The 22,030-nt window shown below is 70.0% G+C and carries 17 protein-coding genes and 1 tRNA gene; 6 read left to right on the forward strand and 12 right to left on the reverse strand.

What is annotated here, in order from left to right:
- Positions 1-205: 205 nt before the first annotated feature.
- The 4 genes from ACH4F6_RS25485 (at position 206) to ACH4F6_RS25500 (ending at position 6,355) form a co-directional block, all read left to right on the forward strand.
- Complete coding sequence (locus ACH4F6_RS25485) at positions 206-547, forward strand: chorismate mutase (protein ID WP_397962648.1); 342 nt, start codon at positions 206-208, stop codon at positions 545-547.
- 164 nt (positions 548-711) lie between these two features.
- Complete coding sequence (gene pepN, locus ACH4F6_RS25490; RefSeq protein WP_397962649.1) at positions 712-3,192, forward strand: aminopeptidase N; 2,481 nt, start codon at positions 712-714, stop codon at positions 3,190-3,192.
- Between the two features lie 359 nt (positions 3,193-3,551).
- On the forward strand, positions 3,552-4,910 hold the full coding sequence (locus tag ACH4F6_RS25495; protein ID WP_397962650.1) for a pyridoxal phosphate-dependent decarboxylase family protein: 1,359 nt from the start codon (positions 3,552-3,554) through the stop codon (positions 4,908-4,910).
- The gene (locus ACH4F6_RS25500) at positions 4,907-6,355 is read left to right on the forward strand and encodes a lysine N(6)-hydroxylase/L-ornithine N(5)-oxygenase family protein (protein ID WP_397962651.1); all 1,449 of its coding nucleotides are present in this window, start codon (positions 4,907-4,909) and stop codon (positions 6,353-6,355) included. The genes ACH4F6_RS25495 and ACH4F6_RS25500 overlap by 4 nt, the downstream gene beginning before the upstream one ends.
- On the opposite strand, the gene ACH4F6_RS25505 is transcribed toward ACH4F6_RS25500, so the two are convergent.
- On the reverse strand, positions 6,352-8,157 hold the full coding sequence (locus tag ACH4F6_RS25505) for a bifunctional metallophosphatase/5'-nucleotidase (RefSeq protein WP_397962652.1): 1,806 nt from the start codon (positions 8,155-8,157) through the stop codon (positions 6,352-6,354). The two genes, ACH4F6_RS25500 and ACH4F6_RS25505, sit on opposite strands and share 4 nt — an antisense overlap.
- A gap of 436 nt (positions 8,158-8,593) precedes the next feature.
- Between ACH4F6_RS25505 and pyk the strand changes: the two genes are divergently transcribed.
- Complete coding sequence (gene pyk / locus ACH4F6_RS25510) at positions 8,594-10,024, forward strand: pyruvate kinase (protein WP_397962653.1); 1,431 nt, start codon at positions 8,594-8,596, stop codon at positions 10,022-10,024.
- 1 nt (position 10,025) lies between these two features.
- Here the strand turns inward: pyk and ACH4F6_RS25515 are convergent, their stop codons facing one another.
- Together ACH4F6_RS25515 and ACH4F6_RS25520 are read right to left on the reverse strand one after the other, a co-directional pair.
- Positions 10,026-10,811, reverse strand: a complete 786-nt coding sequence (locus ACH4F6_RS25515; protein ID WP_397962654.1) for a helix-turn-helix domain-containing protein — start codon at positions 10,809-10,811, stop codon at positions 10,026-10,028.
- Positions 10,812-10,916: 105 nt separating this feature from the next.
- Positions 10,917-10,991: transfer RNA gene (locus ACH4F6_RS25520), tRNA-Leu, on the reverse strand.
- 99 nt (positions 10,992-11,090) lie between these two features.
- Here ACH4F6_RS25520 and ACH4F6_RS25525 point away from each other — a divergent pair.
- A complete protein-coding gene (locus ACH4F6_RS25525; protein ID WP_397962655.1) occupies positions 11,091-11,747 on the forward strand; it encodes an ANTAR domain-containing response regulator in 657 nt (218 codons plus the stop codon).
- An 86-nt stretch (positions 11,748-11,833) separates the two neighbouring features.
- On the opposite strand, the gene ACH4F6_RS25530 is transcribed toward ACH4F6_RS25525, so the two are convergent.
- From ACH4F6_RS25530 to ACH4F6_RS25570, 9 genes are all read right to left on the reverse strand, one after another.
- A complete protein-coding gene (locus ACH4F6_RS25530) occupies positions 11,834-12,550 on the reverse strand; it encodes an ABC transporter ATP-binding protein (protein ID WP_397962656.1) in 717 nt (238 codons plus the stop codon).
- Positions 12,547-13,458 (reverse strand): ABC transporter ATP-binding protein, encoded by a 912-nt coding sequence (locus ACH4F6_RS25535; protein WP_397962657.1) that lies wholly within the window; start codon positions 13,456-13,458, stop codon positions 12,547-12,549. Before ACH4F6_RS25535 ends, ACH4F6_RS25530 begins: the two co-directional genes overlap by 4 nt.
- 6 nt (positions 13,459-13,464) lie before the next feature.
- Positions 13,465-15,291 carry a branched-chain amino acid ABC transporter permease gene (locus tag ACH4F6_RS25540; RefSeq protein ID WP_397962658.1) on the reverse strand — a complete coding sequence of 609 codons (1,827 nt, stop codon included), beginning with the start codon at positions 15,289-15,291 and terminating at the stop codon, positions 13,465-13,467.
- Positions 15,292-15,296: 5 nt separating this feature from the next.
- The gene (locus ACH4F6_RS25545) at positions 15,297-16,229 is read right to left on the reverse strand and encodes a branched-chain amino acid ABC transporter permease (RefSeq protein WP_397962659.1); all 933 of its coding nucleotides are present in this window, start codon (positions 16,227-16,229) and stop codon (positions 15,297-15,299) included.
- 111 nt (positions 16,230-16,340) lie between these two features.
- Positions 16,341-17,573 (reverse strand): branched-chain amino acid ABC transporter substrate-binding protein, encoded by a 1,233-nt coding sequence (locus ACH4F6_RS25550; protein WP_397962660.1) that lies wholly within the window; start codon positions 17,571-17,573, stop codon positions 16,341-16,343.
- Between the two features lie 186 nt (positions 17,574-17,759).
- Positions 17,760-18,242, reverse strand: a complete 483-nt coding sequence (locus tag ACH4F6_RS25555; protein ID WP_397962661.1) for a hypothetical protein — start codon at positions 18,240-18,242, stop codon at positions 17,760-17,762.
- 236 nt (positions 18,243-18,478) lie between these two features.
- Positions 18,479-18,910, reverse strand: coding sequence for a hypothetical protein (locus ACH4F6_RS25560; RefSeq protein WP_397962662.1), 432 nt, complete (start codon positions 18,908-18,910; stop codon positions 18,479-18,481).
- A 120-nt stretch (positions 18,911-19,030) separates the two neighbouring features.
- Positions 19,031-19,519, reverse strand: a complete 489-nt coding sequence (locus tag ACH4F6_RS25565) for a hotdog fold thioesterase (RefSeq protein WP_397962663.1) — start codon at positions 19,517-19,519, stop codon at positions 19,031-19,033.
- 64 nt (positions 19,520-19,583) lie between these two features.
- Positions 19,584-21,863, reverse strand: a complete 2,280-nt coding sequence (locus ACH4F6_RS25570) for an FdhF/YdeP family oxidoreductase (protein ID WP_397962664.1) — start codon at positions 21,861-21,863, stop codon at positions 19,584-19,586.
- Between the last annotated feature and the right edge of the window lie 167 nt (positions 21,864-22,030).

Below are 22,030 nucleotides of genomic sequence, written 5' to 3' on the forward strand. Positions count from 1 at the left end.
GGGGGGGGCGTGTGGCCGGCGCCCCCCCCGCGCGGGGGGCCCCCCCCCCCCCCCCACGACCCCGACCCACCCCCCACCCGCAGGCACCCACCGGAAGCCGCCCACCGCCAAAAACCCCGGAACCCCCACCGCCCCCACCTCCACCACGCCCACCGCGACCGCCGACGAACAACCCCCACCCCCCGAGCCACTAGGGTGAACCCCCATGACCACCAGCCACAACGAACCCGACGCCGTCGACCCCGCCGTCCTCGAGGAACTCGCCCGCCTGCGCGACAGCATCGACAACATCGACGCGGCCGTAGTCCACATGCTCGCCGAACGCTTCAAGGCCACCCAGCAGGTCGGCCACCTCAAGGCCCGCCACCAGCTCCCCGCAGCCGACCCGGCCCGCGAGGCCCGTCAGATCGCCCGCCTGCGCGCCCTCGCGGAGAGCGCCAAGCTGGACCCGGCCTTCGCGGAGAAGTTCCTCAACTTCATCATCGCCGAGGTGATCCGCCACCACGAGCGCATCGCCGAGGACGCCGTCCACGGCACACCGTCCTGAAAAAACGCACCCCGCCCCACCCGCACCACCACCCCGCACCACCACCCCGCCCGCACCCCGACCCCGCCCGCCCCCACCCCCACCCGCACCCCCACCGAAAGGACAAAAACCACGTACCGATCCGCCCCTGTGCCCCGCCCCCAGCATCAGGCAGCATGGCCTGCATGTCCGTACTGACGCGCGACGAAGCGCAGACCCGTGCCCAGCTCCTCGACGTCCACCGCTACACCATCGAGCTCGACCTGACCACCGGTGACGAGACCTTCGAGTCCCTGACCGTCATCCGGTTCGCCGCGCGCACGGGCGCGGACACCTTCGTCGAGCTCAGGCCGGCCGAACTGCGCTCCGTCACCCTCGACGGCAAGCCCCTCGACCCGGAGACCCTGGACGACAACCGGCTGCCCCTGAACGGCCTGACCGCCGGCGAACACGAACTGCGCATCGAGGCGAGCATGCGCTACTCCCGCACCGGCGAGGGCATGCACCGCTTCACCGACCCCGCCGACGGCGAGACCTACGTCTACACCCAGCTGTTCATGGAAGACGTCCAGCGCGTCTTCGCCGCCTTCGACCAGCCCGACCTGAAGGCCGTCTTCGACCTCACGGTCAAGGCCCCCGACGGCTGGAGCGTCCTCTCCAACAGCGTCACCGAACACCTCGGCGAGGGCCGCTGGCAGGCCGCACCCACCCCCCTGATCTCCACCTACCTCGTCGCCGTCGCCGCAGGCCCCTGGCACTCCGTCCGCACCGAGCACCGCGACCTCCCCTTCGGCATCCACTGCCGCCGCTCCCTCGCCCCCTACCTGGACGCGGACGCCGACGAGATCCTCGAGATCACCCGCCAGTGCTACGACCGCTACCACGAGAAGTTCGAGGAGCCCTACCCCTTCGACTCCTACGACCAGGCGTTCGTCCCCGAGTTCAACGCCGGCGCCATGGAGAACCCGGGCCTGGTCACCTTCCGCGACGAGTTCGTCTACCGCTCCGCCGTCACCGACACCGAACGCCAGACCCGCGCCATGGTCATCGCCCACGAGATGGCCCACATGTGGTTCGGCGACCTGGTCACCCTCAAGTGGTGGGACGACATCTGGCTGAACGAGTCCTTCGCCGAGTACATGGGCTACCAGACCCTCACCGAGGCCACCCGCTTCACCGACACCTGGGTGGACTTCGGCGTCGCCCGCAAGGCCTGGGGCTACGACGCCGACCAGCGGCCCTCCACCCACCCCGTCGCCCCGGAGAACGTCGAGGACACCGCCTCCGCGCTCCTGAACTTCGACGGCATCTCCTACGCCAAGGGCGCCTCCGCACTGCGCCAGCTCGTCACCTGGCTCGGCGAGAAGGACTTCCTGGCCGGCATCAACACCCACTTCGCCCGCCACAAGTTCGCCAACGCCACCCTCGCCGACTTCATCGACTCCCTCGCCGACGCCACCGAACGCGACGTCCACGCCTGGGCCGACGCCTGGCTGCGCACCACCGGCGTCGACACCCTCACCCCCACGATCACCGCGGACGCCGGCACCTGCGCCCTCACCGTCGACCGCGCCGGCAGCCGCCCGCACCGCATCGCCGTGGGCCTCTACGACCAGGACCTCCCCGACGAGGGCCGCCTCATCCTGCGCGAACGCCTCGACCTCGACCTGCCGCAGACGGAGCCGCGCCCCATCGGCAAGCGCCCCGCACTGCTCCTCCTCAACGACGGCGACCTCACCTACGCCAAGGTCCGCTTCGACGCGACGTCGTCCGGCACCGTCCGCACCGGCCTGTCCGGCCTGCCCGACCCGCTGACCCGGGCCGTCGTCTGGAACGCCCTGCGCGACGCGGTCCGCGACGGCGAACTCCCGCCCACCGCCTACCTGGAGACGGCCCGGGCCCACCTCCCGCACGAGACCGACCTCGCCGTCGTGCAGGGCGTCCTCGCCTTCGCCACCGCCCAGGTCGCCGACCGCTACCTGAGCCCCGACCGGCGTCCCGCGGCCCTGGCCACCCTGTCGTCCCTCTGCCGCGACCTCATCCGCCGCACGGAGGACGGCGACCACCCCGGTCTGCGCCTGATCGCCGTACGCCACTTCATCGACGTGGCCGCCCACCCCGACACGATCGCCGCCTGGCTCGCCGACGGCACCGTGCCCGGCGGACCCGAACTCGACCCCGACCTGCGCTGGCGCGTCCTGGCCCGCCTCGCCGTCCTGGGCGCCACCGACGAGCGGGCCATCGCCGACGAACTGGAGCGCGACCCCTCCGCCACGGGCCAGGAGGGCGCCGCGCGCTGCCGGGCCGCCCTGCCCGACCCGGACGCCAAGCGCACCGCCTGGACGGCGATGTTCGAGGCCGACGAACTCTCCAACTACCTGTTCACCGCCACCGCCCAGGGCTTCTGGCAGCCCGAACAGGCCGGTCTGGTACGGGACTACGTGCCGCGCTTCTACCAGGACGTGGTCGCCCTCGCCGCCCGCCGGGGCCCGGCCATCGCCGAAGCCGCCGGCCGCTGGGCCTTCCCCGTGTACGCGGTCGACTCCGAGAACCTCGCCCTGGGCGAGACCTGCCTGCACGAGGGCGACCCGATCCCGGCGCTGCGCCGCACGCGGGTGGCCCCCCCCCCCGCCCGGAGGCGCGCGCGCCGCGGGCCCACCCCTTAAACGCCCGGGGGGCGGCGGCGCCCCCCCCCCCCCCGCGCCGCGCCCCCCGCGCCGCGCCCCCCGCGCCGCGCCCCCCGCGCCGCGCCCCCCCCCGCGCCGCGCCCCCCGCGCCGCGCCCCCACGCCCCTCATACCTCGCGCTCCCCGCGAACCGCGCCCCACACCCAGCGCCCCCCACATCGCGGCCCCCCACCCCCCGCGCCCCCCGCGCCACCCCCCACGCACCACCCCCAACACCCCCCGCACCCCCCAACACACCACCCCACAACCCACTTTCGGGTCCACATCCCCCCACTTCACGGGCACCTCACCGCAACCCCCGACAAACTGGGACTCCCCGCGCCGCCCCGGAGGAGCCCCATGAGCACGCCACCCCTGGCCTCAGGACCCGAAGGCCCCCACGCACTGGGACCGCTGCTCGACACCGTCCTCGACGCCCTCCGCACCGGCACCCGAGCCCGCAACGGCCCCCTCCCCGCGGGCGGCCCCACCACCGTCGCCGACCGCCTGCGCGACGCCGTCGGCGACGTCCTCCCCGACCACGGCGACCCGCACGCCCTCGCCGCACTCGTCCACGCCCTCGCCGAAGGCGCCGCCGACCCCGCCCACCCCCTGTGCGCCGCCCACCTGCACTGCCCACCCCTCGCCGTCGCCACCGCCGCCGACCTCGCCGCCAGCACCCTCAACCCCTCCCTCGACTCCTGGGACCAGGCCCCCGCCGCCTCCACCCTGGAAACCCTCGTCACCCGCGCCCTCGCAGCCGAAGCCGGCATGGCCGACGCCCTCGTCACCACCGGCGGCACCGAATCCAACCACCTCGCCCTGCTCCTCGCCCGCGAACGGCACGGACCCGCACTCCGCCTCCTGCACGGCACCAACGCCCACCACTCCCTGCCCCGCGCCGCCTGGCTCCTCGGCCTCCCCGACCCCGTCGCCGTCCCCGCCCCCGCCGGCACCCTCGACCCGGCCGCGCTCGACGCCGCCCTCACCCGACTCCCCGGCCCCCACCTCGTCGCGGCCACCGCCGGCACCACCGACGCCGGCCTCATCGACCCCCTCCCCGACATCGCCACCCTGTGCGCCGCCCACGGCGCCCGCCTCCACATCGACGCCGCCTACGCGGGCGCCCTCCTCTTCAGCGACCGCCACCGCCACCGCCTCACCGGCCTCGACGCCGCCCACACCGTCACCCTCGACCTCCACAAACTCGGCTGGCAGCCCGCCGCCGCCGGCCTCCTCGCCGTCCGCGACCCGACCGACCTCACCGCCCTCCACCACCCCACCGACTACCTCAACGCGACGGACGACACCGCGGCCGGCCTCCCCGACCTCCTCGGCCGCTCCCTGCGCACCACCCGCCGCCCCGACATCCTCAAGATCGCCGTCACCCTCAAGACCCTCGGCCGCACCGGCCTCGGCGCCCTCGTCGACCAGGTCTGCGCCCACGCCCGCACCCTCGCCGACCTCGTCCGGCGACACCCCGCCCTCGACCTCTACGACCACCCCACCCTCAGCACCGTCCTCTTCCGCCCCACCGGCGCCCCCGACGACGCGGTGGCCGCCACCCGCCGCCGCCTCCTCAGCGCCGGCCACACCGTCCTCGGCCGCGCCCACCTCGACGGCCGCCTCTGGCTCAAAGCCACCCTCCTCAACCCCCACACCCGCCCCGACGACCTGACCACCCTGCTGAAACTGGTGGAAGGACACACCCCCGCATGACCACGCCCCCGCCCCCCGACCACGACACCCCCCGCGACCTCGTCGGCATCGGCCTCGGCCCCGCCAACCTCTCCCTCGCCGCCCTCGCCCAGCCCCTCACCGAACTCGACGCCGTCTTCTACGAACAACACCCCGCCTTCCACTGGCACCCCGGCCTCCTCATCGACGGCGCCCGCATCCAAGTCCCCTACCTCGCCGACCTCGTCACCCTCGCCGACCCCACCAGCCCCTGGACCTTCCTCAACTACCTCAAGAGCCGCGACCGCCTCTACCCCTTCTACTTCGCCGAGCGCCTCCACATCCAGCGCGCCGAATACGACGCCTACTGCCGCTGGGTCGCCGACCACCTCCCCGGCCTCCACTTCCGCCACCAGGTCGACACCATCCGCTGGAACCCCCGGCGCGAGGTCTTCGAAGTCGACCACACCCTGCTCGACGCCGACGGACAAGCCGAAGCCCTCCACCGCACCCCCACCAAGAACATCGTCCTCGGCATCGGCACCGAACCCCACGTCCCCGACCCCCTCCGCCCCCTCGTCGACACACCCGGCATCCCCGTCGTCCACGCCTCCGACTACCTCCACCACCGCACCACCCTCCTCACCGCCGGCCACATCACCGTCGTCGGCTCCGGACAGTCCGGCGCCGAGGTCTTCCTCGACCTCCTCCGCCACCGCCCCACCGGCCGCGAACGACTCCACTGGATCGGCCGCACCCCCGCCTTCGCCCCCATGGAGTACTCCAAACTCGGCCTCGAACACTTCACCCCCGACTACACCCGCTACTTCCACGCCCTGACCGAACCCGTCCGCGACCGCCTCCTCCCCACCCAGTGGCAACTCCACAAAGGCATCGACGCCACCACCCTCGCCGCCATCCACGACGAGCTCTACCACCGCACCCTCCACGGCGGCTGGCCCGACGCCGTCCTCACCCCCGGCGTCCACGTCCGCACCGCCCACCACACCGGCACCACCATCGACCTCCACCTCGAACACCTCCAGCAGAACACCCGCAGCCGCCTCACCACCGACGCCGTCGTCCTCGCCACCGGCCACCGAGAACGCCCCCTCGACACCCTCCTCACCCACCTCGACCCCCACCTCCACCGCGACAACAGCCGACGCCCCCGCATCGACGAACACTTCCGCCTCGACCTCGACCCCGCCATCACCACCACCGGCAGCACCGTCTACGTCCAGAACGCCGAACGCCACACCCACGGCGTCGGCGCCCCCGACCTCGGCCTCGCCGCCTGGCGCAGCGCCCACATCCTCAACACCCTCACCGGCAAGGAGACCTACCCCCTGCCCACCCGAACCGCCTTCACCACCTTCGGCCTCCACCCGCAGCCACACCCCCTCACCCCCCTCGCCGAACACCCCCGGCAACGACAAGGGGCGGCAGGCCGACCGCTCCCACCGCCCCCCACCGCACACCCCTAGAACACCGGCGTACCGTTCCGCGTCAGCTTCCAGTCCACCGACGCGAACTCCGCCGGATCGATCGACCCCTTCGCCTTCACCCAGGCGATCATCGTGTTGCGGATCTCGTCCGAGTTCGCCCACAGCACCTTCGCCGACGCCACGTGCGGGAAGTTACCGCCGCCGTTGGCCCGGTAGTTGTTCACCGCGAACACGAACTGCCGGTCGTCCGCGAGCGGCGCCCCCTCGAACCGCACGTTCGAGACCCTCGAACCCGCCGCCTTCGCGATGTCGATCTCGTACGTCAGACCACCGACCACGTCGTAGTTGTAGTCCGGCGTACCGTTCGCGTTCGTCAGCGCCGCCGGATCCACCACCGCGTCCGGCGCCGTCTGCACGTAGTAGTTCGCCGAGAACTCCAGGTACGCCTTCATCTGCGCACCCGTCATCAGACGCGCCTCCAGCGTGTTCTCGAAGACGTACAGACCCGCCACGTCCCGGATCGTCACCTCGCCCGCCGGAATGACCGCGGTCCGCGAGAACGCCGCCGCCTGCGACAACACCGGCAGCGCCGCGTACTCCGTACCCGCCAGCGCCTCCCTCACCGTGTCGGCCTGGATGTGGTTGATCAGATCGATGATCGGCACGTCCTTGTACGGAGCCTCCGCCGACCGCATCTCCACCGCGTTCGTCCCGACCACCTGGTTGACGTACGCCACGACCTTCTCGTGCTCGTCACCCAGCAGCTTCACGATCCTCGGATCCTCCTCCACCGCGTTGGAGTTCAGGACCCGCGCCCCCACCTTCTCGACCGCCCAACGACCCTTCTCCCACACCAGCTCGAAGTCGAACAGCGTCAGCCGCTGCCCCCACTTCAGCGGCTCCGACAGCACAACCCGCTCGCCGGTCTCCTTGTTGGTGACGAAGTACTCCGGGATCTCCGAGTGCGCGTGACCCACCAGGATCGCGTCGATCCCCGGCACCTGCTCCGCCACCAGAGCCGCCGCGTTCTCCACGTACGGCAACTGGTCACCGTACGACGACGTCCCCGACGACCCGCTGTGCGCCGACACGATCACCACGTCCGCACCCATCGACCGCAGCTTCGGCACCCACTTAGCCGCCTGCTCCTCCAGACCCGGGAACGTCATCTTCCCCTGCACGTTCGCCTTGTCCCAGATCGCGATCCCCGGATTCGTCAGACCCAGCACCGCCACCTTCACGTCCCGCCCGTGCGGAGTCCGCAGACAGTGCATGCTGTACGGCGGGAACGCCGGCCGCAACGTCACGGCGTCCAACGCATTGGCGCCCAGCAGCGGGAAACGACACTGCTCCTGGAACTTGCGCAGCACCGGAATGCCGTAGTTGAACTCGTGATTGCCCAGCGCGGCCGCGTCGTACCCGATCGCGTTCATCGCCTGCGCCATCGGATGCACCGGACCACCCTTGGCGGTGATCGGATCCACCTTCGCGTAGTAGTACGACAACTGCGTGCCCTGAATCGTGTCGCCGGCGTCGATCAGCAGCGTGTTCCGCCGCCCCTTCTCCGCACGGACCTGGTTCACCAGGGTCGAGATCTTCGCCAGACCGACGTCGTTGTGCGCCTTGTCGTCGAACTCGCCGTCCGTGAAGTAGTCCCAGTTGAAGACGTTGCCGTGCAGGTCCGTCGTCCCCAGCACGGTGAACGCGTACCGCTTCGCCGGCTTCGCGGGCCTCCCCGCCGGAGCCGCCTGCGCCGCCGGAGCCGCCGCCGCGCCCGCGACCGCCACCCCCGCCCCGGTCACGGCGGACTTCTTCAGAAACTTCCGGCGGTTCAACGGCATGTCCAGCACCCCTCGGAGGACGACGGTCAACGACGCGCGTAGATAACGCGCGTAGATTCTGACCCGGCCATGACGAACAGAACAGGCCCCCCAGGTTTCGATCTGATGACCTCACCCACACACCCCCACCCCATGACCACCGAAGACCGACCAGAGCAGGACACAAGCCACCCACGCCCACAGCCACGGCGGACACCCCCGCACCCACCACCCCGACGCCGACCCCCACCACCGGCCCCCCACCCCACGAACGCCTCATACGCGCCCCCCCGCAGCCACGAATTCACCCGATCGAGGAAAACCAGAACCCGCCGACGTGCTCATCGGAGCACCTGCCCGCACAATTCAACTCCTGTCAACAATCCTTCACCCACAGGACGTTGAGCAGACACCCCCAACCAATTCCCTACCCGGCGGTAAGTCATAGGCTCGAACCATGCGCCGAGCGAAAATCGTCTGCACCCTGGGACCCGCCACCCACACCTACGACCAGATCAAAGCCCTGGTCGAAGCCGGAATGGACGTAGCCCGCCTCAACCTCAGCCACGGCACCCACGCCGAACACGAGGAGCGCTACCGACACGTCCGCAAAGCCGCCGACGAAACCGGCCGCAGCGTCGGCATCCTCGCCGACCTCCAAGGCCCGAAGATCCGCCTCGGCCACTTCACCGAAGGACCCGTACTCCTCGAACACGGCGACACCTTCACCATCACCGTCGAAGAAGGCGTCCCCGGCAACCGCCACCACTGCGGAACCACCCACCCCGGCCTCGCCACCGACGTCACCCCAGGCGAACGCATCCTCGTCGACGACGGCAAAGTCACCCTCGAAGTCACCCACGTCGACGGCCCCCGCGTCCACACCCGAGTCCTCGAAGGCGGCATCATCTCCGACCACAAAGGCCTCAACCTCCCCGGAGTCGCCGTCTCCGTCCCCGCCCTCTCCAAAAAAGACGAAGACGACCTGCGCTGGGCCCTGCGCACCGGCCTCGACGTCATCGCCCTCTCCTTCGTCCGCACCGGCAACGACATCCTCGACGTCCACCGCATCATGGACGAAGAAGGCCGCCACCTCCCCGTCATCGCCAAAATCGAAAAACCCCAAGCCGTCGAAAACCTCGACGACATCGTGGCCGCCTTCGACGGCCTCATGATCGCCCGCGGCGACCTCGGCGTCGAAATGCCACTCGAACAGGTCCCCATCGTCCAGAAAAAGGCCATCAAACTCGCCAGGCGCAACGCCAAACCCGTCATCGTCGCCACCCAGATGCTCGACTCCATGATCGGCAACTCCCGCCCCACCCGCGCGGAAGCCTCCGACGTCGCCAACGCCGTCATCGACGGCACCGACGCCGTCATGCTCTCCGGCGAGACCAGCGTCGGCAAATACACCGTCCAAACCGTCCGCACCATGGCGAAAATCGTCGCAGCCGCAGAAGAGGACATCCTCGCCAAAGGCCTCCCACCCCTCACCGACAACAACAAACCCCGCACCCAAGGCGGCGCCGTCGCCCGCGCCGCAGCCGAGATCGGCGACTTCCTCGACGCCACCTTCCTCGTCGCCTTCACCCAGTCGGGCGACACCGCCCGCCGCCTCTCCCGCTACCGCTCACCCATCCCCCTCCTCGCCTTCACCCCCGAACCGGCCACCCGCTCCCAACTGAGCGCCACCTGGGGCGTCGAGACGTTCCTCGGCCCCCACGTCGACTCCACGGACGCCATGGTCGACCAGGTCGACGAACTGCTGCTGCGCCACGGACGCTGCCGGAAGGGCGACGTGGTCGTGATCACCGCCGGCTCACCCCCCGGCGTCTCCGGCTCGACGAACCTCGTACGGGTGCACCACATCGGGGAGGACGACAAGTAGGTCAGTACTTGGGGCCTACATGGGCGTCGAGGAGAGCGACCGAGGCCTTCTTGGCGACGGAGATGTTGAACGGGTTGCCGTTGCGCGTGCAGTGCGTCCACTCGACGCCGAGTCTGTCGAGGGTGTCGGTGAAGAGGCGGCGGATGTCGTCGGAGACGTTGGCGAAGAAGTACCGGGGGTATTCGTAGCGCTTGCGCTCGCCGGCGACCACGCGGGTCGTCCAGTTGGTGATACGACAGCCGTCGGAGTGAATGAGGCCCCGGACGAATCCCCAGGGGTGAGCGTCGACGATGACCTGCTGCCAGGGTTCGAGCACGATGCGGCGCTCGTGCTTCTTGCCGGGGCCGTGCTGGGGGAAGAGGCACCAGAGGTGCTTGGAGTACACCTTCACCTCCCGGCAGCCCTTTCGGCGGACCCTGCTGACCGAGTTTCCGGGGAGGACTGATCGCATGGCCTTCTCGCACTCGTCGATGAGCCCGGGGTGCGCATCCGCGCAGCTGACGGAGAGGCTGGGCGCTCGCATGGCGCGGTTCTGGATGATGTGGCCGTCGCCGAGGTAGAGGCCGAGCAGGTAGGCGTAGGCCGATGTGTCCAGCTGGCCTTCGCAGCGGGGACACGGGGGGTGAGTCCGCCCGGGACACTCGCCGCTCTTCGCACGGTCTATGTGCTTCCAGTAGCTGACCGTGCCGAGTGGAACGTTGAATTGGCGCGCCACGTCGGCGTTCCGCGCCCCGTTCCGTAACAGCGTGACTGCTCTTTGCCGAACTTCAGCGCTGTGAAAATACATGTGGATACTGTGTGTGACGAATTTCAGGTGCGCCCACGAGAAAGCGGATGTTCACGAGAACGTGGACATCCGCTTCGGATTGTCAACCTTGGAATTCAAGGAAGGTGCCCCGGGTGGGACTCGAACCCACACTGTATGGTGTTTGAGACCATCGTCTGCTGCCAATTGGACTACCGGGGCCCAGGGAATCGAAGGTCAACCCCGACTCCGTGCCCACTACCTTACCGCAGCTAGGTAGGCTCTTGTCAGCAGTACCCCTGCCCTGAACGAGGAGCCCAAGTGACCGCCCCCGAGTCGCCCCAGCCCGTAGACGCGCCCGACGACGACAAGTCGCACGTGCCTCCGCTGACGACCCGTGTCGTCATCGCCGAGGACGAGGCCCTGATCCGGCTCGACCTCAAAGAGATGCTGGAGGAGGAGGGCTACAGCGTCGTCGGTGAGGCCGGCGACGGCGAGCAGGCGATCGAGCTCGCCCGTGAGCACCGTCCGGACCTGGTGATTCTCGATGTGAAGATGCCGAAGCTGGACGGTATCTCGGCCGCGGAGAAGATCGCGGAGGAGCGGATCGCGCCGGTGCTGATGCTGACGGCGTTCTCGCAGCGTGATCTCGTGGAGCGTGCGCGGGACGCCGGTGCGATGGCGTACCTCGTGAAGCCGTTCAGCAAGAGTGACGTCGTTCCGGCGATCGAGATGGCGGTCTCGCGGTTCACGGAGCTGAAGGAGCTGGAGAAGGAGGTCGCGGACCTCACCCAGCGGCTGGAGACGCGCAAGCTGGTGGACCGGGCGAAGTCGGTCCTGCAGACGGAGTACGGGTTGTCGGAGCCGGCGGCGTTCCGGTGGATCCAGAAGACGTCGATGGATCGGCGGATGTCGATGCAGCAGGTGGCGGAGGCGGTCATTCAGGACGCGGAGGAGAAGAAGGCGTCCAAGGGCTGAGCGGTTCGGCGGCTGATGTGGCGGCGAGGCCCGCATTCCCGGAGGAGGGGGTGCGGGCCTCGTCGTTGTCGAGCGTGGGTTCTGGTTCAGTCCTCGCCGAGGTAGGCCTTGCGGACGGACTCGTCGTGGAGGAGGTCCTGTCCGGTGCCGGAGAGGACGATCTTGCCGATCTCCATGACGTGGCCGTGGTCGGCGAGGGAGAGGGCGGCCTGGGCGTTCTGTTCGACGAGGAGGATCGTCGTGCCCTGGGCCTTGAGTTCGGCGATGGTCGCCATGATCTTCTGCATCATGATCGGCGAGAGGCCCATGGAGGGTTCGTCGAGCATGAGCAGTTTGGGCTGGGACATGAGGGCGCGGCCCATGGCGAGCATCTGCTGTTCACCGCCGGAGAGGGTGCCGGCGGCCTGTTTGCGGCGCTCTCCGAGGATGGGGAAGAGGTCGTAGGCGCGTTGGACGTCCTTCTCGATGCCGGGTTTGTCGCTGCGCAGGAAGGCGCCGAGGTACAGGTTGTCCTCGATGGTCATGCGCGGGAAGATGTGCCGGCCTTCGGGGGAGTGGGCGAGTCCCAGCGACACGATGTTGTGGGCGGGGACCTTCTTCAGTGACTTGCCGTCGAACTTGATCTGTCCGCCGACGGGCTTGAGGAGTCCTGAGAGGGTGCGCAGGGTGGTGGTCTTGCCGGCGCCGTTGGTGCCGATGAGGGTGACGACCTCGCCGGCGTCGACCTTGAAGGAGATGCCCTTGACGGCTTCGATCTTGCCGTAGGCGACCCGGAGGTCCTCTACTTCGAGCAGTGCGGTCATCGGTCGTTCTCCTTGCCGGGCGCGGCGTCCGGGGTGGGCTCGGCGTGTGCCTCGGCGGCCTCGACCTCCGTGACCTCCTCGTTGCCGGGTGCGTCTTCGTAGGGTTCGCCGAGGTAGGCGGCGACGACGCGTTCGTCGCCCTGGACGGTGGCGCTGTCGCCTTCGACGAGTTTTTCGCCTTGGACGAGGACGGCGACGCGGTCGCAGAGGTTGAAGATGAAGCGCATGTCGTGCTCGATGACGAGGACGGCGATGCCCATGTCGCGGATGGCGAAGACGAGTTCTTCGGTGGCGCGTGTTTCCTGCGGGTTCATGCCGGCGGTGGGCTCGTCGAGGAGGAGCAGGCCGGGTTCGCTGGCGAGGGCGCGGGCGATCTCGAGTTTGCGTTGTTCGCCGTAGGGGAGGTTGCGGGCCAGGTGTTCGGCTTTGGCGTCGAGGCCGACGAACTCGAGGAGTTCCATGGCGCGTGCGCGGGAGGCGGCTTCGGCCTTGTGGAAGCCGGGTCCGCGCAGGAGTGCGGACCAGAGGCCTTCCTTGGTGCGGGTGTGGCGGCCGACGAGGACGTTCTCCAGGACCGTCATGTTGGCGAACAGGCGGATGTTCTGGAAGGTGCGGGCGATGCCGGCGGCGGTGACCTTGAAGGATTTGGGCGGCAGGACCTGGCCCTTGTAGCGGACTTCGCCTTCGGTGGGGATGTAGAGGCCGGTGAGGCAGTTGAAGAAGGTGGTCTTGCCGGCGCCGTTGGGGCCGATGAGTCCGACGATCTCGCCGCTGTTGACGGTCAGGTCGACGTTGCGTACGGCGGTGAGGCCGCCGAAGCGCATGGTGACGCCGCGGGCGTCGAGGACGGTCTGGCCGGGGGCGGTGGCGCCCGGGGCGGTGTCCTTGGTGGTGGTGTCGGTAGTCATGGTGTGTCAGGCCCCTGTCTTGCTGAGGACTGCGGGTGCTTCGGCCTCTTCGTGGAATTCGAGCTGGCGGCGCCGGTTGGGGATGAGGCCTTCGGGGCGGAAGCGCATCAGCAGGACGAGGGTGAGTCCGAAGGCGAAGAGCTGGTAGTCGCCGAGGAACTGGAGCTTGGCCGGGATGAGGTAGAGCAGGGCGGCACCCACGAGCGGTCCGCTGATCGTGCCCATGCCGCCGAGGACGACTGCGGCGAGGAGGAATGCCGAGTTCGGTGGGACCACGTGGGCGAACTGGTACTGCTCGGGGGTCACGGTGTAGGTGACGTGGGCCTGGACGGTGCCGGCGAGGCCGGCGAGGGCGGCTCCGAGGGCGAAGGCGATGAGTTTGACGCGGAAGCCGTTGATGCCCATGGCCAGGGCGGCGGTCTCGTCCTCGCGGATGGCGACCCATGCGCGGCCGATGCGGGAGTCGCCGCTGCGTCGGAAGACGACGACCACGACCAGCGTGATGAGCAGCATGAGCAGGAAGTAGTTGGCGAAGCGGGCGATGGTGAACCCGAGGAAGGTGTGTTCCTGGCCGAAGTCGAACCCGAGGATGTCGAGGTTCGGGACGGAGGAGATGCCGTTGGAGCCGTTGGTGATGTCGGGGCCGGAGGTGCCGTCGAGGTTGAGGACGGTGATGCGGAAGATCTCGCCGAAGCCGAGGGTGACGATGGCGAGGTAGTCGCCGCGCAGTCGCAGGGTGGGGGCGCCGATGATGACGCCGAACACCATGGCGACGGCGGCGCCGAGGAGGGCGGAGGCCCAGAACGGCAGGTGGATGTCGAAGGGGGAGGAGGGGGAGCCGGAGACCATGGCCGCGGTGTAGGCGCCGACGCCGAGGAAGGCGACGTATCCGAGGTCGAGGAGGCCGGCGAGGCCGACGACGATGTTCAGGCCGAGGGCGACGGTGGCGAAGATGAGGATGTAGACGCCGATGGTGGCGTACTGGTCGTCGGACTGGGTGAAGGGGAAGGCGGCGGCTGCGACGAAGGCGCCGATCATGGTGACGTTGCGGTGCTTGGCGGTGAGTGCGGAGATCCGGGTGACGAGTCCGGCTTTGGCGGCGGCGCCGAAGCCGAAGCCGGCGGTGATCAGGAAGCCGATGAACAGTTCGTCGTATTCGGTGCCGATGCCGTAGGTGAAGACGGTCAGGCCGAGGGCGAGGGCCGCGACGATGATCAGGATCTCGGCGTAGGCGGGCAGCTTGCGGGCCGGTGCGACGGGGCCGGTGGCGAAGGCCGCTTTGACGACGGTCCAGTTGTTGCGCCGGTTGTGGCGGTACTGCTCCCAGGCGCTGTCCTCGGGGTCGGCGGGTTCGGTCTGCGGTCGCTGGAAGGGCAGGGCGAGTGCGCCGGTCAGTGCGGCGAGGGTCACCACGGCGACGATCCAGGCGCCGGGTTCGAGGTTGACGAGGCCGCCGAGCTTGGAGCTGATCGCGAGGACGGTGTACCAGGCGGTGGCGAAGGTGCCGAGCGCGGCCAGTTTGAGCGCGCTGTCGGCGCCGGCGGGGACGAGCCAGCGCAGGCCCTTGGTGCCGTAGGAGGCGAGGCCGAAGAGCGTGGTGAGGGCGCCGCCGATGAGGACGAGGACCTGCAGGCCGCCCGGGTAGCCGTAGACGGTGAGGTCGCCGGGGAAGGCGGCGGTCCAGGTCCAGGCGAGGAAGGTGGAGACGATGGTCAGGACGCCGCCGCCGGTGGCGAGGGCGCGGCCGAGGTGCGGCGGGATGCCCACCAGGCTGTGGGCGGGGGTGCCCGTGGTCTCGTCGGGCGTCTGCGGTGCGGTGGTCTGTGTGGTCATCGGTGTCACGCCCTGTCCGCCACGCGCTCGCCGAGCAGGCCCTGTGGCCGGAACAGGAGCACGAGGATGAGGAGTACGAACGCCCAGACGTTGGCCCAGGACTGGCTGCCGAACTGTTCCATGCCCGGGATGTCGGAGATGTAGGCGGTGGAGAGTGCTTCGGCGACGCCGAGGACGAGTCCGCCGAGCATGGCGCCGTAGATGTTGCCGATGCCGCCGAGGACGGCCGCGGTGAAGGCCTTCAGGCCGAGGATGAAGCCCATGCGGAACTGGACTTCGCCGTACTTGAGGCCGTAGGCGACGGCTCCGATGGCGGCGAACGCGGCGCCGAGGGCGAAGGCGACCACGATGATGCGGTCGGTGTTGATGCCCATGAGCTTGGCGGTGTCGGGGTCCTGTGCGGTGGCCTGCATGCCGCGGCCGGTGCGGGTCTTCATGACGAAGTAGGCGAGGATCGCCATGCTGATCGGGGCGGCGATCAGCAGGAAGAGGTCACCGGTCTGGATGGTGACGCTGCCGATCTCGAAGGGGCCGCCTTCGATCTGGGGGAAGGTGATGGCGGACCGGGCGTCCGGGTACCAGGCCCACACCGCCTGCTGGAGGGCGAGGGAGAGGCCGATGGCGGTGATGAGGGGGGCGAGGCGTGGTGCCGTGCGCAGGGGGCGGTAGGCGAATCGTTCAGCCCCTACGGCGACGAGCACGGCGACGATGATGCCGCCGACGAGCATGAGGGGGAGCGCAACCCACATCGACGTGCCGTCGGGCAGCACGTAGAGGTACATGGTGAGGGCGCCGAAACCGCCCATCATGAAGATCTCGCCGTGGGCGAAGTTGATGAGCTGGACGATGCCATAGACCATCGTGTAGCCGATGGCGACCAGCCCGTACATGGATCCCAGTAGCAGGCCGTTGACCAGCTGCTGCGGCAGTTCGTTCACCGCATGTCCTCCGAGACGTTCGGATTGTCGAGGATGTGACCGGATGTGAGTCCGCGCGGGGCGCGTGTGGTGCAGCGCCCCGCGCGGCTCATGGATGGGTGCGGGTGTGGGTCAGCCGGTGTAGGTGCCGGACTTCACTGCCTTCCACTGACCGCCTTCGACGGCGTAGACGGTGAGCTGCTTGTTGGTCGCGTCACCGTACTCGTCGAAGGACACCTTGCCGGTCACGCCGTCGAAGGAGACGTTCTGCACGGCCTCGGTGACCTTGGCGCGGGCGTCGTCCGGGAGCTTGCCGTCGTTGTCCGCGACGACCTTCTTCACGGCCTCGATGATCGCCCAGGCGGAGTCGTAGGAGTAGCCGCCGTACGCCTCGTAGGCCTCCTTGTATCCGGCGGTCTTGTAGTTGGCGACGAACTCCTTGGCCGAGGGGAGTTTCTCGACCGGGGCGCCGACGGAGGTGGCGAGGTCGCCGGTGCCGCTGGTGCCGGAGAGCTTGATGAAGTCGGCGCTGTAGATGCCGTCGCCGCCGACCAGGGGGATCTTGGCGCCCGCGGCCTTGATCTGCTTGCTGAGCGGGCCTGCCTGCGGGTACTCGCCGCCGTAGTAGACGACGTCCGCGCCGGAGGACTTCACCTTGGTGGCGACCGCGGAGAAGTCCTTGGTGTCGGGGTCGATGTGCTCGGTGCCCACGATCTGGCCGCCGAGCTTCTTGAACTCCTCGGTGAAGGTGGCGGCCAGGCCGGCGCCGTAGGTCTTCTTGTCGTCGATGACGAAGACCTTCTTCTTCTTGGCGGTGGTGTAGACGTACTGCGCGGCGAACGGGCCCTGGATGGCGTCCGTGGTCGCGGTGCGGAAGTACGACTTGTAGGTGCGGGCCTTCTCGGTCTGCCACTTCGGGCCCTGGGTCAGGGCCGGGTTGGTGTTGGCCGGCGAGATCTGGGTGAGCTTGGCGTCGTCGAAGACCTTCTGCATCGACTCGGCGACGGAGGAGTTCAGCGGGCCGACGACGCCGAGGACGTCGTCGTTGGCGACGAACTTGGTGGCGTTCTGCTGGCCCGAGGAGGGCTGCGCCTGGTCGTCGAGGGCCTCGACCTTGAAGGTCACGCCTTCGACGGTCTTCTCCTTGTTGGCCGTCTTGGCGGCGAGGTCCACGGAGTTCTTGATGCCGAGGCCCAGCGCGGACAGGTCGCCGGTGAGCGGCGCGTCGACACCGATGACGACGGTGGTGCCTCCGCTGCCCTCGGAGTCCGAGCCACCGCTATCGTCGCGCGAGCCGCAGGCGGTGAGGGTGAGTGCTCCCGCCGCCAGCGCGGCGGTGATGGCGATGAGCGAACGTTGACGCACGATCAGTCCTTTCCCTGGCACGGCCCCTCCTGGTCGGGGGGTCGAGTCGAGCGCTGGGACGAAATGACTTCGAATCCGATGGCGCGGTGACTGGGCGTGACTCTAAGCGTGTGCAGGGAACGTGGAGGAGGGTCTGACCGATGCTGTGACTCTCTTGTTATGACGCGGCGTAATGCAGAGCGGTACTCAGTGGGTGGATGAGTTGAATTCAGACCGATTCGCCCGGTCCGCATAGTGAGAACTCGCAGGAAGCGCGACCGCGATTTCAGTAGTGTTCTTCGTCTTTGGTGATGACGCGAACTCGTTGCTGCAGGCTACCTGCAGGGCCTCCGAGAGGTCGTGCGCATAGCGATCGCCGAGAATGAAACTGTGGTCTTCCATTGCGCGCGTATTACGTAGAGTTACATCCAGGAAAGGCAGTCCGGCGTGCTGCGGCGTGCGCGCGCAATCAGTCACTTGCATGGTGATGGCAACCGTTTTGGCGGAACCGGGGCTTCCGCGGAATGGCGGAGAGGGCGCGACGGAGACGGAAAGTCCGGCGTACGGCTGGGAAATCCGCGCCACGGTGACGGGAGGGCCGGCCTGGGTGACGACCTCGACGCCGAAGCGGAAGCTCCTGCCCGCGGCGCCCTCGGGCGGCTCCTGCGTGCCCAGGTAGGCGATCGCCACGACCTGCGACGGGAACGGTGCGGGGTCGGGTGGCGGCGGTTGGGGACGGGTGACGTGGACGTATCCGGCGCCCGCCAGGAGAGCGGCCGCGGCGCCCGCGACGAGGGCCGCGCGGCGGTGCCGGGCGCACCACGACGCCGCCCGCCCGAGGGGGAGTTCACGAGGGGGTCGGGCGTCGGACGCGGGCGCGTCCCACGCGCGCGTGCCCTCGCCCGGCTCGACGGGGCCCACGCCGCTCACCGCCAGGGCCCCTCGGTCGGGGCGCCGCCGCGGTACCGCCGCGCGCAGGCGGTGCGCGTCTCCCGGTCGATCAGTTCCTCGGCCTCGTGGCGGCCCGCCCTCTCCCGCTCCGCGCGGGCCGCGTCCACGACGTCCCTGAGGATCTCGTACTGGCCGTCGGACAGCCCCATCGACTGGTAGTCGCCGTACGCGGTGCCGTCCAGCACCTCCCGCGACCAGTACCCGACGATCCGCGCGCACAGGACCTCGGGGGGCGCGGCCCCGGGCGACGGCGAGCCGGAGACGGAGCCCGGGGCGGACGGTGCGCCGGGCGTCGCCGCGCCCTGCGCCCCCGTCCCGCACCCGGCGAGCAGTCCGCCGGTCAGCACGGCGAGCACCGGTAACCGCCCGAGCGCCGCCCGCGACCGCGGACCTCCTCCTGCCGTCATGCCTCGACGCTACGGCGCGGCGAGGACGGGTTCAACGGGCGGGAGCGGGCCGGCGGGCCGCATGCGGCGGGCGGGGACCCGAAGCGGGGCCCGCCCGGGGCCCGCGGCGTCCCCGTCGGCTCAACTCGCCCCGTTCACGCGTTCCTTGTCGCCCGGGTTCACGTCCCGCAGCAGGCAGGTGAGGCGGGCCGTGCACACCCGGCGCCCCCCCTCGTCGCTGATGACGATCTCGTACGTCGCCGTCGAGCGGCCCCGGTGCACGGGCGTGGCCACGCCCGTGACCAGGCCCGAGCGGACCCCGCGGTGGTGGGTGCAGTTGAGGTCGACACCGACGGCGATCTTGGAACTGCCGCCGTGCAGCATCGACCCGACCGAGCCGAGCGTCTCCGCGAGCACCGCGGAGGCGCCGCCGTGCAGCAGCCCGTAGGGCTGGGTGTTGCCCTCCACCGGCATCGTGCCCACGACCCGGTCCGCCGAGGCCTCCAGGATCTGCACGCCCATGCGCGTGCCCAGGTGCCCCGCCGAGAAGAGCGCCGGCAGGTCGACGCCGAGCGCCGCGTACTCGTCGAGGACCTCTTGCGGGAACTTCACGTGCTGCTGCTCGCCCATGGCGCCCTGCTCCGTTCGTCGTGACCGGCGCGGCAGGACCTTGCCGCACCGGCTGAGCAAACGCTCAGTCGGTCGCCGATTGTTCCAGACGCACCACGACGGACTTGCTGGCCGGGGTGTTGCTGACGTCCGCCGTGGCGTCCAGCGGCACCAGGACGTTGGTCTCCGGGTAGTAGGCGGCCGCGCAGCCGCGGGACGTGGGGTACAGCACCACCCGGAAGCCGGGCGCCCGCCGCTCCACGCCGTCCCTCCACTCGCCGACCAGGTCGACGTACGTCCCGTCGGCCAGCCCGAGCGCCCGCGCGTCCTCGGGGTTGACGAGGACCACCCGGCGGCCGCCCCGGATGCCCCGGTAGCGGTCGTCCAGGCCGTAGATCGTGGTGTTGTACTGGTCGTGCGAGCGCAGCGTCTGCAGGAGCAGGCGGCCCTCGGGCAGCTTCGGGTACTCGACCGGCGACGCGGTGAAGTTGGCCTTGCCGGTCGCCGTCGGGAAGCGGCGCTCGTCGCGCGGGGCGTGCGGCAGGGCGAAGCCCCCGGGACGCGCCACGCGCGCGTTGAAGTCCTCGAAGCCGGGGACCACCCGCGCGATGCGGTCCCGGATCGCGGCGTAGTCCTTCTCGAACTCCTCCCACGGCACCTTGCTGTCGTCGCCCAGCACCCGGCGCGCCAGCCGGCACACGATCGCCGGCTCCGACAGCAGGTGCCCGCTCGCCGGCTCCAGGCCGCCCCGCGAGGCGTGCACCATGCCCATCGAGTCCTCGACCGTCACGAACTGCTCGCGGCCGCCCTGCACGTCGCGCTCGGTGCGGCCGAGGGTGGGCAGGATCAGCGCACGCGCGCCCGTCACGACGTGCGAGCGGTTGAGCTTGGTCGACACGTGCACCGTCAGCCGGGCGCGCCGCACGGCCGCCTCGGTGACCTCCGTGTCGGGAGAGGCCGCCACGAAGTTGCCGCCCATCGCGAAGAACACCTTCGCCTCGCCGTCGCGCAGCGCGCGGATGGCCCGCACGACGTCGAACCCGTGCTCGCGCGGGGGCGCGAAGCCGAACTCCTTCTCCAGGGCGTCCAGGAAGGCCGGAGCGGGGCGCTCGAAGATGCCCATCGTGCGGTCGCCCTGCACGTTCGAGTGGCCGCGCACCGGGCACACGCCCGCGCCCGGGCGCCCGATGTTGCCGCGCAGCAGCAGGAAGTTGACCACCTCGCGGATGGTCGGCACCGAGTGCTTGTGCTGGGTCAGGCCCATCGCCCAGCAGACGATCGTGCGCTCCGAGGCCAGCACCATGCGCAGGGCTTCCTCGATCTCCGCGCGCGTGAGGCCCGTCGCCGTGAGCGTCTCCTCCCAGTCGGCGGCGCGGGCCGCCTCGGCGAAGTCCTCGAAGCCGTGCGTGTGTTCGGCGACGAACCGCTCGTCGACCGCGCCGTCCGTCTCCAGGAGCAGCCTGTTGAGGAGACGGAAGAGGGCCTGGTCGCCGCCGATGCGGATCTGCAGGAACAGGTCGGTGAGCGCGGCGCCCGCGGCCAGGCCCTTCGGGGTCTGCGGGTTCCTGAAGCGCTCCAGGCCCGCCTCCGGCAGCGGGTTGACGCTGATCACCTTCGCGCCGTTCGTCTTCGCCTTCTCCAGCGCGGTCAGCATGCGCGGATGGTTCGTGCCCGGATTCTGGCCGGCCACGATGATCAGGTCGGCCCTGTGGAGGTCCTCCAGCAGGACGCTGCCCTTGCCGACGCCGATCGTCTCCGACAGGGCCGACCCGGACGACTCGTGGCACATGTTGGAGCAGTCCGGCAGGTTGTTGGTGCCGAGCTCGCGGGCGAAGAGCTGGTAGAGGAACGCCGCCTCGTTGCTGGTGCGGCCCGAGGTGTAGAAGACGGCCTCGTGAGGGGAGGCGAGGGCCTGCATCTCCTCGGCGATGATGCCGAAGGCGCGGTCCCAGGAGACCGGCTCGTACCTGTCCGCGCCCTCGGGGAGGTACATGGGGTGCGTCAGGCGGCCCTGCTGGCCCAGCCAGTAACCGCTGCGGGTCGCCAGGTCGGCGACCGGGTGCGCGGCGAAGAACTCCGGGGTGACCCGGCGCAGCGTCGCCTCCTCGGCCACCGCCTTCGCGCCGTTCTCGCAGAACTCCGCGGCGTGGCGGTGCTCCGGCTCGGGCCAGGCGCAGCCGGGGCAGTCGAAGCCGTCCTTCTGGTTCACGCGCAGCAGGGTCAGCGCGGTGCGCCTCACTCCCATCTGCTGCCGGGCGATCCGCAGGGAGTGGCCGATGGCGGGGAGGCCCGCCGCGGCGTGCTTCGGCTCGGCGACCCGGGGCGCGTCCTGGACCGGGTCGGCCTTGGGCGGCTTCGATGCCATCGCGGGGCTCCTTCGCTGGCGCGGGTGGCCTGTGTCACTCCGACGTCCGTCTGACCTTCGTTCCCGATGGTCGCACGCTGCGTCGACGGTGCGAACGGCCGGGCGCACGGGGCTCGTGAGCATTGGTTGCGTCCGCTGTCACGGTGCGTTCCCGCCGGAGGGCGGGA

Origin of the sequence: Streptomyces sp. NPDC017936, assembly GCF_044328485.1 — a bacterium.
GTDB lineage: Bacteria > Actinomycetota > Actinomycetes > Streptomycetales > Streptomycetaceae > Streptomyces.